Source organism: Candidatus Woesearchaeota archaeon, assembly GCA_016188115.1.
Lineage (GTDB): Archaea > Nanobdellota > Nanobdellia > Woesearchaeales > GW2011-AR9 > JACPIK01.
This window is the reverse complement of the sequence record JACPIK010000002.1, coordinates 1,382,739-1,397,462: the sequence shown is the minus strand read 5'-3', so window position 1 is coordinate 1,397,462 and position 14,724 is coordinate 1,382,739. Positions and strand designations below refer to the sequence as shown.

Sequence of the window (14,724 nt, the reverse complement as noted above, 5' to 3'; positions counted from 1 at the left end):
TATAAGTGTTTCTTGACTGATACTGAGATAGAATTTGAGGAGGGAAGTGTTAGGGAAGAAGAAGTTTTTTTAGAAGAGGAGTTCTTTTAGAGAAGAGGCAGTTCTTTCGTAATCAAATCAATTTTTTCTTCTTCATCAGGACCAATTGCCGCGCACGTCTTTGTACCTGGAGCAACTACGGTTCTTCCCGCATCCGTAATTAAAGACGCAACGAGACGTTTATCTTTCGCTGCTTGAAAGAGTTTTACAAGTTGAGCCTCATCTTTGACTTTAAGAGCGATTTTCGCCATACCTTGCTCTCGCCATGCCTTAACCATCTCAGGATCGCTTTTAAGAACAGCTTCAACGGCAGCGTGAGCAGCTTGGGCACAGGCTTTGCCTTTTGGTAAAGCGAGATCTTGACGCACGAGAATAACTTGTTTGTAGACAGGCATTTTGGAGTAAGAGAGCTTGAGATATAAAAAGGTGTGGGAATTAGGAGTGAGAATAGTTCTGGGAAATAATTTTTCTTAGTAATCTTACCCACTTAAATTTTACAGGGAAAATAACATTTTGCTAGACTATTATAAACATAGAGTGAAGGTTCAAGGTGAGAATTTTTTTCTTTAAATAAATTCATTAAATGGAAAAGCAAATGGGCGGGAATAGGAGTATAGGGCTTTTTTGATTGAGCAGAACAGGACTCATCAGTAAAAGAGTAACCACCATTTAGAACTGCATATTTTGTAGTTCTAGCAAAGATAGGTGTTTGAGTAAATGCATCTGCAAGCAAGGGAAGTATTTCATCTAGATTTTGAGCAAAATCGGTTATAGTTCCAACAAATTCGCGCATAGACCCGTTGCCATAAGGAGGATAAACCATTTCAAAAAGAGTAGTATAGGTATTGTAATCTCGACCATTTTCAATTTGAATACCAACTAAAATTCGCGGAATATGTCTCATGATTACCAAAACTAGAAAGTAAGAATAATACAAAAAATTATTGTTTAAAATTGCCTTTCCATTCTTTGTCAAAGAGCCCTTCGAAATAATTGACAAATTGTGGTGCTTCAATCCAAACTGCTGAATCATAACTGCGGTGCACTTTAGCGTCATCAGTAAGATAAAAGAAGATTTCTTTTCCATCAACACTGCAAAAACGAGCAGGAGTATCTTTATGTTGATGTTGAGCTACTTTCGCAACTTTAGCGTAATTTGCAATAACTTCTTTGTCAGTTCCAGCAGGAACACTAACGCGAACGTCAACACCGGCTTTCACAGCTCGTTTGAGATGATTAACTAAAAGATCGTATTTTCGTACTGCACCATCTTTAGAAGTCATGATATTAATGCTTTTTTTCGCATTTTTTACCATTGATACTAAATGTTCATGAGCTTTATCACGACCGCGAAATGCGCCGGATTTATCAGTGGGATCAACAAGTTTAACACCTTCTGAATGGAGAGTATTAAGTTGTTCTAGAACGTCGCCTTCTTTGAGTTGGGAAAGAGTTTGACTTTTTTCTTCTGCTTCTTCAACAACACGTTTTTTTACCCGTTCAACAACTTCGGCAGGGGGAACTGCGAGATATTTGATGGGCTTTCCTACTTTTACGACAATAAAACCTTTCTTTTCAAGAGATTCTAGAACATCATAAGCGCGAGAACGAGGAACATTAGAAATATCGGATAGTTCTCCTGCGGTGGAAACTCCACGAGAGAGAAGAGCAATCCAGAGTTTGGATTCATATGAGTTGAGACCGAAGTCCTTGAGTTTGTTTAAAAAATCTTTTTGAACGAGCATTATAATTCCCCCTTCATCTTTCACCTTGAGGATAGTGACTTCTTGTCAATAGTAACAGAAAAAATTTATTCCTTTATAAATCTTTCGCGTAGTTAGTACTCACAAGTAGTTATAATGTATATGCCCCAACGTGGAAGGGATTAGAATCATTAATTATCATCGACGGTAAACAAACGAGAATCTTTGACTTGGAACAAGCCAATCCTCGCACCTGCATCCAACCAACCATGCGCATAATTTAATGCAGCAAAGGCAAGCACAGCATCTTGTTTTTTTTCGTGAAAAAATTTTGCATCGTCATAATAGCGTTGTGCCATATCGAAGAAATCAGCGGCTTGCACCATTCGTGCTGGATCAAATGCCACTTTGGCTTTGTCAAGAGCTTCTTTGGTAATGGAAAAGTATTGTGCAAGTTTTTCTGAAGTGATGGTAGAGTTCATGTGCATAACCTTTCTATTCCCCCAATTACACCTGCCAAACGAGGATGCTGAAGTAAAAAAGAAGCATAAGTATTGCCCAAAGTGGAGAATGAAGGAATAAATCGCGGAACCTGCTGACAATATTCTCTATACGCATCTCCAAAACGAGCTTCAAGACGTTTCTCTTCTGCGTACACAGTTTCACCTAATGCTAAAGCAGCTACCCCTGCTGCCCCCATAACAATATAAGAAGGAGAAAGAGCAATACTACCAATATCGGCAACGAGAAATCCAGTATAAATGGGATTACGAACAATTGAATAAAGTTCATTATCTTTAATACCAGCAATTGCGAAATCACCTTTTACATTTTTAGCATGCGAACGTAATTGTTTTTGTGCAGTTCTAATCAGTCTTTCACCAACATAAATGACACCTAAACCTGCCAGAGTGCAGAGAGGACGTTCAAGTGAACCATCAGAAATATCATAAACAGTCTCCCCCATTCCAATAATGAGAGCAGCCGTAGAACTCCAAACATATATTTGACGACTGGCCCCTTCATTTTGAATAAGTTGAGAATCTTCTTTTACAGAATTAGCTGTAATTTCTCTAGTTGCTCTACGTTGTGCTGCTCGGACCATAGAAAGAAAAAAGAAAACTTAAACAACAGCTGCTGCGCCAGGACGACGTACAGTAATGGGCAACACGCCTTCTTTGAATTCAGCAAGCGCAATTTCAATAGGGTCGTAACGCAATGCGCGCAATTCGTCGTCAGATAATTTAACGAAAAATGGCGCACCCATAGAGAGTTGCAATGCACGAGATCCAATCATACGAGCTTTTTCGTATTTTGTAAAATCATGGACTTCATGTGATTCTTCGTCGTGGTGTTTTGGTGCCATAGTATTATTCTCCTAATTAATGTGTTTAATTTGTTCGCGTAAGAAACGCGCTTTTTCAACAGCAATGTCAACCATTTGTGAGATCTCGCCTAGTGTAAGTGGAGTGTTGCCACCTTTTTGCATTGCAGAGATAGTACCATCCATGTCAGATGCAACGGTGAGACGAGCATCGTAGGCTTTTTCTTCTTCACGGGTAAGATCAACCATTAATTTCCCATTGACTTTATAGACAGTAACGGGTAATGGTTCTTTCACCAATGGTAATTCTTTAGTCGTATGTTCTTTGTAGTTGATTGCGCCAGTTGCAGCGTCTACTACAGGGAAGCGAGCATGTTTTAATGCAGCAAGAACAGCAAGACCAGCAGCATCAAAAAGGTTACCTGCATCATTAAGAGTAATAACATCAACACTAACAAACCATGCTTTCTCACCAGGAGTAATGCAAAGTTTCTTCATGTCAATTGCTTTTGCTTCACGAATACCACGATCAGTAACACGAGCAAGTTCAACTGCTTTAATAGTTGGTGGACCCGATTCATACTCTGGACTTGAAAGAGGAACGAGTTCTGCATTAACCATAATTCCCCCTTCATCTGGGGTGTCGTTGTAGGGTTTTTCAATGGAGAGTTTGACTCCGGCAAGAACTACCGTATCGCCGATTTGAACTTTAGCTGATCCTTCTGCGGTTTTTGAAATTGTTGTCTCTACTTTGATCGGACTTCGGTATTGAGCAAGATCACGACCATCAAGGCGTTTACCTTGCGCAGCGAGATTTGCAATCGTTTGTTTATTCATAATAAATGCCATGGTTTACTCCTTCGCAAAGCGTTCAAGTAACGCTTTACGTTGTACTTGGTAAATTTTTTCAGCAGCAATTTTTCCCATTTCTAATGCTTTAATAAGATGATCTTTACTAATTTCACCATCCATTTGGAGTAAGGTAAACTCGCCTGTGTTGTGGATAACTGCAATAGGAATATCAGATACTGATCCTTCGTATGCTTCTTCGCCGTAATTTAAATCGGCAAGAACAGTCCCATTCACTTGACCAACAGCGACGGAGCTCACCATATCGCTCATAGGAATTCCTGCGTCAGCAAGGGCGATGGATGCTGCTGAAATTGCAGCACAACGAGTTCCTGCGTCAGTTTGAGGAAGTTCTACATAGATGTCAACAACTGCATTAGGAAATGCGCTTAGATCAACTACTTGTTGGAGAGCAGCAGTCATAACCATAGAGATTTCTTGCGCACGACGATTGGCACCAGGCCGAATACGTTCTCCTGAACCAGAAAAAGGCATCATACTGTAATGACAGCGAATAATTCCTTTTTTAGGATCTTGAAGATGTTTTGGAAAGAGTTCACGAGGACCATAGACTGCGCAATAGGCAACAGTATTTCCAATTTTAAGATACGCAGAACCATCAGCATTAGGAATAACTCCTGCTTTTGCTTCGATGGGACGTAATTCATCAAACTTACGACCGTCAATACGAGCAGTGTAAGGTTGGGGATTTGAAGTTGAACGTGCTGACATTTTTATTCCTCTTGAAAAGATCGGCTGGATTGATATACAGGCAGACCTAGTTCTTTGACTTTAGCATCCAAGAATTTCTCAACACGGTCAGTTAGACCTTCAAGATGAGATTTTGCTTGAATAAGATTCACTGCTTGTTGGGCAAGAGATTCTCCTTCGGGAGTTTTACCTTTAACCCAAAGTACACCATTTTGACCTACAGTAATATCACAGCCAGTTTTGTCTTTGATCAATGAGATCATACTTGCTTTTTTACCAATAATACGAGGCACTTTATTGGCATTAACTCGCATAACTCGACCACCTTCAATTTTGAATAACCCCTGCTCTTTCATGGAAAGATCAATCAAATTTTGAGAGGTTACATTAGTGATTACAACAACAACAAAATCGCCAATGGCAAAGATTTGACTCAAATCTTCTTCTTTTTTGACGAAGCGAGTTGTGGCATCACGAACATTTAACATAGCAGAATACGCAGTGGCAGTATCAACACGCCAACCACTCATGGTGATATCGGTAACTTGACCAATTATTTTGTCCCCTATTTTAGGAACATATGGTCCTGCTAAAGGAGTAACTTTCGCTACTCGCGCTGAAAGTGAGAATAATCCTAACACTTTGGCGTAGATTTTATCTTCTCTACGGTAGGTATTTTCGCCGGGCAGGTAATCGAGCCCTTCCGCCAGAACTTGTCCGGGAATAACGATATCCCGTTCTTGAACAGTAACTTGACTCACGGTAATAATCTTCCGTTCTCTTGATGGGTCCTTATGATAAGAAACCCAGAACGGAGCCTCCAATTCTTTTCATTCTTATAAGTAGGGAATAATTTTGGTTTTTCTTTAAAAGCTTTGCGGATTGGTTTGAGAAAATAGGATTCAAAGATAAGGTTAGTAAGTGCAAACAAGGGAGAGAATTAACAAAATTGAAGTCAACCCAGAATATGCCAAATAGGGAAAAAAGGAAAAAGATAAACGGGATGAAAAAAAGAAATAAATGAAAGAAAAGGGTAAACGGTTTGAGTTTACTGCTTATACCTCTACTTTCACTCTAGACTTTAAACACTTTCTTTAATTCATCATTTGAGAGTTGGGTAAAACGTCGATCTTCCTGACGAATCACAGCGACATCAACACGTTCGAAATTAAATTCAGTTTTAAGAAACTCTTTCATTGCATCAAGACCTAAACGAATTCCTTCTTCTACACTTAATGTTGGACGATAACGCTTCTGCAAGATTGGTTCTATTTCTTCTTCACCCTCACCAATGACGGCAGCCCGATATTGGAAATACAACCCATAGGGTTCAGTTAAGAATAGTTTGACTGTTCCATCTTCCTCAACGCCGCCAACGAGCATAGAAACACCAAAAGGACGCAATCCCGCGCTTTGTGTACAGATTTGTTTTAAATCGCAAATTTCTTTGACGATGGAGAGAATATCAATCTTAGAATCATAGGTGACAAAATGTTGTTGTGCTTTGAGTTGTACACGATCAACAAGCACGCGAGCATCAGAGATGATTCCAGCAGCAGTTGCGCCGATATGATCATCGATGCGAAATAATTTTTCAAGAGCCTCAGGAACTAAGAGTTTTGAAGTGATGCGTTTGTCTGTAACCCACACAACCCCATCTTTACAGGCAATAGCAATAGCAGTTGAGCCTTGTTTGACAGTTTTCTTTGCGTATTCTACTTGAAGAAGACGTCCATCCGGAGAAAACATAGTAATGGAACGATCGTAGCCCATCTTATCGATCATTTGTTGTTGTTTATTATTAGTACTAGGATTCATTATGCCACCTCAATTATATGCTGCGTTCTACCGCTTTTTTTAATGTCCCTGACGTTGTTAGAGTATGAATAATCACAGAGGTGTTTTTAATCTTTTTGATTAAAATTAGCGCAGCTCGAACCGCTTCGACACTATGATGATTTATTTTGAGTACGCAAAGATTATTTTTACATCGTTCTTTAAGAAAGATGGGGCCCGCTTTGGCGACACCAAATTCGCCCAAAAACTGAAGAAGAGCTTGCTGCACTGTTGTTTCTAACTCTTGTGGTGAAAAATGGACAACGGGAGTAGATTCTATTTTGAATGTAAGGTAGCGTTTCTTAAGACGAAGTGTTGGCTGCATTGGCATGATGAAGAAGAAACCAAAGAAGTATTTAAAGATTGGTGAGCAAGAGATTATTGGGATAAAGTCAAAAAATAATAAAATAAGGAACAAAATAAAGAAGAGATCATGAATTGAGTTTAGGAATTTACTCTACGAATTCTTCTTCTTCAATTACTTCTGGTTCATCATCGTCGGAACCTTCTTCGTCGTCATCGTCATTTTGCGCTTGACGCTGTCGCTGAATCATAGTAGGATCGTTACTCATGACTTGAGATGCAGCAGAACCGACTACCACGAGTTTGCCGAATTTTCCTGCAGAAAGTTGTTTTTCTCCTTTATATTCAGCACACCAGCCATTTTGAAGTTGAACTTTATCACCAATTTTGACTGAATCTACTTCATCATTCCATAATGTAAATTTGACATCACCACTATTATCACGAAGTTTAATGTTACAAACACGACCTGCCTTTCCAAATTTCTCAAATGAACGAGGTTGATCTTTGGCAACAACATCAGCAACAATATCGATTTTACCTTGATTGGGTTTAATATCTTTAATTTCCATGAGAAGAGGAGAGGTTGAGGGTTTTATATAGATTTCTGTGGTGGGAAATTCCCGATACGAACAAAATCTATTGGAAAAGATAATTAGTTAATCCTTTAAAATTAATTTTATTCATTTTTAACAGGTACACTTTCACGCAAATGCATCACGCTTGCAGTATATTTCTCTTTCTCCTTTTCAGATAGTTTGCGATAATTGTTCTCAATCTCATCGAGCAATTCTTTTTTGGAGGGCTGATCTATGGAATCGATTTGTGTTACAAGCACTTCAAGCCGTTTTTGCGCTTTAAGTTGGTCTTCAAGAATAGTACGTATCGCAATGACTTGGGCGTAAAAGTTAGGTTTATGTTTTTCTGGAAGTTTAAGATACAGCCCATACATTTCAAGATATTCTTCTTTAAGTAATGAAGACGGGTCAAGAGAGGTGGATAATTGAACTTTTTGGAGTAAGCGTTGAAGACGTTTTGGTGTTGAACGATGATGAATAAGGAGTATTCCTCCAATGAAAATTAACCCTCCTAATCCAATACCTAATACTAATAGGGTATCCACATCGACCACCTACTTTTTAAGCAACTTGTCAACTTGTTGCGCATCCCACCCTTCTCCGATGACCCGAGAACGAATTTGAGAATCCGAATAGCCTTGTAGACGCGAATCAGTAATGTACTCTTTGAGTGGAGCAAATTTCTTTTGATTCACATAGAATGCAAAAAATGCACCCATTCCCCCTAATAATACTATGATACCAACTAAGGGCAGAAGCCAACTGTTTGAACTTGAAGCATCTGGTGAAGGTTCTAGAGTTTTTGGCAATGTTTCTTCTTCACAGCTCAGAGTAACTGCATCACAAGATGTAAAACAGGTTTCAATAGTATCCCACCTATTTCCATCCGAACTACAGCGTTGAAGATCATCGCCAAAGCAGCGTTTTTTGTAAGGAGTGCACACTTGGCTTTGTGCATCTTCACGTACAGGAGGAGTTACTGCAGATTGGCAGGCTTGCTGTTCTTGTGGTTTGGGGGTAGTGATAACTTGTGCGCCTGCTCGCTGCCGCACGTCACAATCATCTATGCGGCGACAAGTTTGGTATCGTACACCGTTTAGACAGGCGCCAAAGCCGCCGGCACAATCCCAACTATAAGTACAGGTTGTTGCAGAAGGAGGAGTTACAGGAGGTGTGGGTGTAAGAACACGTCTTTGTTCTTCTTTTATACCAAGTAATTCTTTAATCTGCTTTTCAAGATCAGTTACATCATCTTTGAGATTATCTACATCATCTTCGATATCACTATCGTTGGCTTCATCTGCCTCATCTTTAAGATCATTTATTTTTTCGAGTAGATCATCTATATCTTTATCTAGAATGTCTTTGATTTTTTCACCGGTTCTTACGATATCACGAGTTTGATTGCGATCTTTGGCTTTGAGGTAATCGTCTTTGAGATCATCGTATTCGTCTTCAATTGCTTCGAAATCAATAGTAAGGTTGGCATATTTTTGTTGAAGGCTAAGATTAGTAGCTGGTTCTACTGGATCTTCATCAGGAGGGTTGATATCCTGATCTTGCACAACTTCATCTTCAACTTGACCTTCTCCCCCATCTTCAGGAGGAGGTGTAACTACTGCTATGTCTTCTCCAGAAGAATAGTTGAAGTTACGTCGAAAGACACTCCCCGCAGCATATGCGAGAGTTCCTGCTGATCGTCGAGTGCCCAGTGAATTTTCAATGAAAAATGAAATTGTACCCTCTGAACTAAACACTTTGAATGTAGGTGAGATACCATATTTATTATTACTAATTGGAGTTTCGAATTCTTGGTTTCCAATTTGTGCAATCATGGTAAATGGCCCATTTTCCGGAAGCTCTACAACGTCTCCATATAATTGCATGAAATTACCTAGTGAAGGTGGCACCGCGGTGACAAGAATAAGAGTAGATAAAAACACTAGTCCAAATATTATGAGTTGTTTTGTGAGTTTCATTGTGGTTCAAGTGGTTCTAATCTGTATCTGAAAGTTTGTGTTTCTTCTACATATACCCAATAGGTTCGACCAGGAAGTAATGGTGTCTCAACATTTTGTTGAGTACATTGTTCATTTACTGAACAATCAAATAGACTAAATTCTCCGCGATCAAGGAAATGAGTTAGTGGTTTAGGAACTAAACCAGGAAGGGAAATAAGATTCCATCCTGCGTGTAGAGTAAAAAGACGAGCATCATCATTGGGACGAGCAGGACTTGATACTGGTTCAACCGATTCTAACGTACAGGAATAACTAATAGTGGTATTAGTTGCTGTAGCTTGAAGTAATTTAATGAAATACCCTTTAAATGGTTCGGCAACACGTAGATCATCAGGAGTTGTTCCTCGATTCCAGAGTTCAAGTTCTTGAGTTTGAGCATTAAAGCCCAATGCACGAACAATATTATTAACGCCAGTGCTTCGACTATGATCTCTGTTTTCTATCGAGAAGAGCTTTTCAAAAGAATGGTTTGTCTGTGGTAAACAAGGGGGACTAAATGGTTGAAGCTGAGTTGTGGAAATAAAAGTAACATTAACAACACCTAATATTTCAGGTTCACGAGTTATTAAAATGGAGGGTGTGTTTTCTCTATTTGTGGCATAAAAGACATCTCCTGCAGTAAACGTGTAATACGCATGAGTTTCTTGTCGACCAACAGTAGAATTAATATCGATTATAAATGCACCAGACGCGCGGGGCGGTGTAAATTCAAAAGTGGCAATTGCGGTTTGTTGAGCAGAGTCGTTTTGTGAACTACGTTGTACAAGAGAATTTTGCGGACCAGCCACACTCAACACTGGTACAGCAGAACTGCGTGATTCTACTTTAAATGTGATTGGACTTTGAATATTAATTACGGGAGGCAGGATTTGATCTTGGTCATCAAAGAGTTGAATTTGAGAGTTGTCAGGAGAAACATAGTGGGGACTGGTAAGAATAAATTGATCATTTTCAACATCAATGCGTAAATCAGGAAGAGGGTCTTGCTGGTTAACGTAAAAGAAAACATGCTCGTCAGGGATAGTAGTGAAGAAAGTATCACGTGCAATGACGATCCCCTGTGCTGTGTTTGTAAGAGTAAGGTTAAATGAGTCTGCATCTCGACGGGTAAAATTAAGAGTATAATTTTGAGGAGCAGGATCCTGCGCAGAGAGAGGAAGAGTGAGATTAACACTACGCTGATCTAGAATGGGAAGTGTTGCAAAATCTTGAGTTTCTAAGTTAATGTAAAGATTGGCAGGTCTCTCTCCAAGATGGATGCCTTGACCAATGCTAGAAAAAGAATTACGCAGCATAATTATACCTATAAGAATGACACACAGAGCAACGACTATGAAAATTGTTCGCTGTTGTGAGGTTGTTTTTTTCATGATTAGATTCTCCGTAAGGTAATGATAACTTCTTGGGTTGCAACTCGTCCAGGAATGAGTGTGATTTTTTGAATTTGCATTTCAACTTGTTGACCATCAAAGATGAAAATTCTGGTATCGCCTTCTGCAAAGAGACGATTGAATAAATTGTCTATACGCAGACTTACCAAATCTTCGAAGAGGACTGCATCTTTTTCAATGAGCAGAGGTGTTTGATGTATAGTGGTGGAGAATTTCATACTGATAGATTGAGTGCTGTTAAAAACAAGAGGATTGCCTGATTCCGGAAGATAGTATTGTGGTTTAACTTTGAGTCTTGCACTTAAAGGGATATCTTCATTATTGGTTTCTTGTTGTACAAAAGTGATAAGGGTGTTGTCGAGTACGAAGGTTCCGTTACCGGCAACTGGACTGGATAATTCTACCTCACGTAGCGTGATTGTTGGTCCATCCCCATAGGAAACAAGGCTAAAATCTTGAATAGCGTTGCTTTCGGCCTTTGGTAAATAGAATGTGCCACTAATGTTTAAGATCGGCGCGCCAACAGCGATTTGATTGACAAAGTCAATGTAGTCAGGGAGATTTAATTCTGTTTGTTGACGATTGAGAGTAATTATTTTACGTACTCGGATACGTTTGTTTTCACCAGTTTCTCCATTAGGTTCAAGAAGATAGGATTGCTTATCTCCAAATAAATTGAGAATTGGCATGTCTGCTTGATTCGCTTGAGCTTCTGCTGCTTCTCCTGGTCGTACTTGAGCATTAGGATCAATACGACGACCTGGATTGAGGTGAGCACCAGGATTTAGTGCTTGTCCTACAAGCGGTCCTCCTTGCATAGGTCGTGGTACATTTTCTTTAACCGTAATAATAGTAGGTTCATCAACGCTTACAGTTTCAACTTCGCCGTTATCATCGCAGATACGTACACCTGCAACGTGAGCATACAATTCTTTGAAGCATTGACGTAGTTTTGATGTGCCTAAGTCAACACTGTCTTGGGGACCAATTTCACCATAGAAGTCGCCCATTTGAGTGTCTTCCAGAACGCGACGCCCGGAAACACCACGAAAGTGAAGAAGATTGTTTTCATCATCAATTTCTACTTCGATGCGTTTTCCTGCAAATTCAAACCGAGCTACTTGGGTGTTAACTGTAGGTAATGTTTCTTCTCCATTATCTAAATTAGTAATGCGAAGATTGTTAAGATCGAAAAATGCTGCTTGATCTTGTTGGTTGATGTGTTTTAAGAGGTAGTAGTTATCATCTAATTTGAACGCAATGCGTTTACCTGTGGTAAATGTTTGAATAAATTCTTCGGTGAAAACGTGGTTATCTGCAGCTACATCAATTAAATCATAGAATAAATGAAATGTTGCAGTTTTAGTGGGTGTACCAGCTTCTACTTGTGCAGTATGATAATACGCAAGCATATTTTTATTTCCATCAGATAGAATCCGAGGGTCTTGGAATTCTAAATCGATACGATCCATCCCCCATTCGGGATCAAGTTTAAATAGATTAGAAGAACGAGGATTATCTGTTCCATCTCTTTGAATAGCACCAAAGTTAGGTATGTTAAAGCGTAATATGCTTGATGAAAAAAAGGGTATTTCTATATTTTGATCCATATCAATTGGCGCAAGTTCGTTTTGTGTTAATCCTTTAATTTCGAATGGAGGAACAGGATTACCATAATTACGTTTAAGGGAAATTTCCCCCCCTCTTGGTGAAGAAAATGTAATCAGGGGATCGGTTCCTGCGGATTGAAGCGGTTGTTGTTCAAGAGGATTAAATGGAGTTAACTTAATAGTAGATAGATCAAAAAATTCTCTACCGGGATGTGCGAGCAAGTACAAGTGGTCTTCATCATTTTCTTCAAATTCGATGGCAACTCGGCGACCATCCACCAATGCATTGATGAAATTATTGTAATCAAGACGTGAGACTGCGTTAGATGCTCTAACTAGTTGGAAGAGATAGACTTTTTTGCGAGATACGCCATCTTCCCCTTCTTCAAATTTGTAGAGAAACGCAACGCGAGTATTCCCTAATAAATGTGGCTTGAGAGCATCTTTTTGCAGGTTTAAGATTCGTTGATTATTAAGACAAATAATGGTATTTGCAGGATCACGAGGATTATCATTGTTACAAATAGTTAGAACTTTACCTGCAACGCCTTCATCTTGTAATATGATAGGGAAACGCTGGTTAAATGGTATTTCTAATTCTTGACTTAATGTATGCGGAAGAGGAAACGATGCAGGCATTTCCATCACATCAGAAACTTGAAATGCCACATTTCCCCCGTTTTGGAAAACAAAAAGATATTTTCCGTTTAAAATAGTAAAACGATAAGTATTATCACCCACATACGTTGGATTCGTGAATTCTTGTTGAGTTGGAAGGTGTTTTAGTTTTAGATGAGCTAGATCAAATAAGCCCTCGTTGTCTTGAGAAACAAGATAAGACTGGTTTTCGAATTTAATAGCAACACGACGACCATGAGCGATATTGCGTGAGAGAGAAATAAGAGAAAATTCTGTAAATAGATTGAGCTCATGTAAAACAATAAGACTCACTTTTTTGGGTTGCTCTTCTTGGTTTTCATAGATAGCGAGAACTTTGTAATTAGGGGGATTGTTTTCAAAGTTAAATATATGGGGAAAGTTATTGCCATTTGATAAACGATCTAAAGATTGTATTGCGAGAGGACCGGGATTCTCAGAAAAACGACCTAGACCACCATTAACTGGTTGACCTCCAGGCACCTGGATAACGCGCTCACGAACTTCTTCTTTAGTATAACAAATTTCAGCTTGATCTATCACGTTTCGAAGATTAGAATCGCATAAAGTTAAGTGGGAGAAACTATTTTGGTTATTAAAAGAGACATTGAGGGGATTGAGAATATCTTGTTTTGTAAGAACCACTTCACTTAGTCCCGTTGGTCCAAATTTAACCCTATCAGACCATTCGTTTTGAATGTTACAAACATATCGGTCAAGAGGTGAGGTCATGAAAAGATTTTCTAGATTGCATTGAACCCACGTTGATCCATCGCAGATCATATTATTTTCTGTTATGCGCCCCGGATTGGTTTCGCCAGGTCGACGAATGTTTTTGAATTGTTCGCTACAGGTTTGAAATTCTTCATTAAAACATAATTGAGTACCGTCTTCGTTAGTTTGACCGTTGACGCAGGAAACCCAACGATAAACGGGAGCATCATCCCCCTGATCTTCTGCATAACATGTAGCTTCCCCTTCTTTATGACCAGTATTTTGAGCACCACAGGTAAACCATCGCCCGTTATGACAGAGTTGATTCTCGTTTTCTGCTGGAGCATTTGCAGATCCAGGAGCAGTGAAAAAACCATCGGCAGGACATTGAACCCATTTATCTGAGGCACAAAATAAATTACCTTGAAGACGATTGCGCTCTGCAAGGCCAGCATCACATTTTACTAACACACTTTGTCTTCCTAGAAACTCACCCATACAAAGATAATTAGAAACACGAGACCTTTCTGCAAAACAATGAGAAACAAAATCATCCCCATTGGGGGCACGAATCAGTGAAACGCAAAAATCTTTATTTGCATCTTGACGACAATTGGAAGTTGTCCTTCGATCCGTAAACACACCATTTTCATAGCGTATTGTTTCAATTCTTTCCCCTTGGCCCACAGGAAGAGGTTCATGACTTCCATCTTCTACTACTGTAGACACTTGAGCAGGAGCCTCCCCAATTGCCTGGCCAGCAAGAGTATCTTTTGATGTTCCCAAGAAGAATACAAATGCGGCAATTAATACTGCAAGAATGATAGTGATTCCAACGACTAAAACGGCGTTGTGATGGTGTTCTTTATGAGAGGGTGGAGCTGGAGGAGAAATATTTCTAGAACTAGCAACACCTTGACCTCTTTTCACCATAGTAGGAATGAGTCTTTTGAGATATATAAAGGTTACGAGAAAGTGAATGAGAGCA

General features: G+C 39.4%; 16 protein-coding genes. All 16 read right to left on the bottom strand.

Translation table 11 applies throughout. From position 1 onward, the window contains the following. Positions 1 to 86: 86 nt before the first annotated feature. On the bottom strand, positions 87 to 434 hold the full coding sequence (locus tag HYV86_07515; protein ID MBI2573687.1) for a peptidyl-tRNA hydrolase: 348 nt from the start codon (positions 432 to 434) through the stop codon (positions 87 to 89). 92 nt (positions 435 to 526) lie between these two features. Beyond that, on the bottom strand, positions 527 to 943 hold the full coding sequence (locus tag HYV86_07510; GenBank protein MBI2573686.1) for a hypothetical protein: 417 nt from the start codon (positions 941 to 943) through the stop codon (positions 527 to 529). 37 nt (positions 944 to 980) lie between these two features. Continuing rightward, positions 981 to 1,784, bottom strand: coding sequence for a hypothetical protein (locus tag HYV86_07505; GenBank protein ID MBI2573685.1), 804 nt, complete (start codon positions 1,782 to 1,784; stop codon positions 981 to 983). Between the two features lie 149 nt (positions 1,785 to 1,933). After that, entirely contained in the window at positions 1,934 to 2,224 is a 291-nt protein-coding gene (locus tag HYV86_07500; protein ID MBI2573684.1) for a DUF357 domain-containing protein, read from the bottom strand. Further along, positions 2,221 to 2,847 (bottom strand): isoprenylcysteine carboxylmethyltransferase family protein, encoded by a 627-nt coding sequence (locus HYV86_07495; protein ID MBI2573683.1) that lies wholly within the window; start codon positions 2,845 to 2,847, stop codon positions 2,221 to 2,223. The genes HYV86_07500 and HYV86_07495 overlap by 4 nt, the downstream gene beginning before the upstream one ends. An 18-nt stretch (positions 2,848 to 2,865) precedes the next feature. Next, entirely contained in the window at positions 2,866 to 3,108 is a 243-nt protein-coding gene (locus tag HYV86_07490) for a DNA-directed RNA polymerase subunit K (GenBank protein MBI2573682.1), read from the bottom strand. 12 nt (positions 3,109 to 3,120) lie between these two features. Next, complete coding sequence (locus tag HYV86_07485) at positions 3,121 to 3,903, bottom strand: exosome complex protein Rrp42 (protein MBI2573681.1); 783 nt, start codon at positions 3,901 to 3,903, stop codon at positions 3,121 to 3,123. A gap of 15 nt (positions 3,904 to 3,918) precedes the next feature. Further along, positions 3,919 to 4,647, bottom strand: coding sequence for an exosome complex exonuclease Rrp41 (locus HYV86_07480; GenBank protein ID MBI2573680.1), 729 nt, complete (start codon positions 4,645 to 4,647; stop codon positions 3,919 to 3,921). 2 nt (positions 4,648 to 4,649) lie between these two features. Continuing rightward, positions 4,650 to 5,387: an RNA-binding protein gene (locus tag HYV86_07475; protein ID MBI2573679.1), complete on the bottom strand. Its 738-nt coding sequence runs from the start codon at positions 5,385 to 5,387 to the stop codon at positions 4,650 to 4,652. A 313-nt stretch (positions 5,388 to 5,700) separates the two neighbouring features. Further along, positions 5,701 to 6,411 (bottom strand): archaeal proteasome endopeptidase complex subunit alpha, encoded by a 711-nt coding sequence (locus HYV86_07470; GenBank protein ID MBI2573678.1) that lies wholly within the window; start codon positions 6,409 to 6,411, stop codon positions 5,701 to 5,703. A 46-nt stretch (positions 6,412 to 6,457) separates the two neighbouring features. Further along, the gene (locus HYV86_07465; GenBank protein MBI2573677.1) at positions 6,458 to 6,793 is read right to left on the bottom strand and encodes a hypothetical protein; all 336 of its coding nucleotides are present in this window, start codon (positions 6,791 to 6,793) and stop codon (positions 6,458 to 6,460) included. Positions 6,794 to 6,914: 121 nt separating this feature from the next. Then, the gene (locus tag HYV86_07460; GenBank protein MBI2573676.1) at positions 6,915 to 7,337 is read right to left on the bottom strand and encodes a hypothetical protein; all 423 of its coding nucleotides are present in this window, start codon (positions 7,335 to 7,337) and stop codon (positions 6,915 to 6,917) included. Positions 7,338 to 7,444: 107 nt separating this feature from the next. Then, the gene (locus HYV86_07455) at positions 7,445 to 7,888 is read right to left on the bottom strand and encodes a hypothetical protein (protein ID MBI2573675.1); all 444 of its coding nucleotides are present in this window, start codon (positions 7,886 to 7,888) and stop codon (positions 7,445 to 7,447) included. Between the two features lie 9 nt (positions 7,889 to 7,897). Further along, complete coding sequence (locus HYV86_07450) at positions 7,898 to 9,322, bottom strand: hypothetical protein (protein ID MBI2573674.1); 1,425 nt, start codon at positions 9,320 to 9,322, stop codon at positions 7,898 to 7,900. Then, positions 9,319 to 10,734: a hypothetical protein gene (locus tag HYV86_07445; GenBank protein MBI2573673.1), complete on the bottom strand. Its 1,416-nt coding sequence runs from the start codon at positions 10,732 to 10,734 to the stop codon at positions 9,319 to 9,321. Before HYV86_07445 ends, HYV86_07450 begins: the two co-directional genes overlap by 4 nt. Before the next feature lie 2 nt (positions 10,735 to 10,736). Beyond that, entirely contained in the window at positions 10,737 to 14,669 is a 3,933-nt protein-coding gene (locus tag HYV86_07440) for a hypothetical protein (protein MBI2573672.1), read from the bottom strand. Between the last annotated feature and the right edge of the window lie 55 nt (positions 14,670 to 14,724).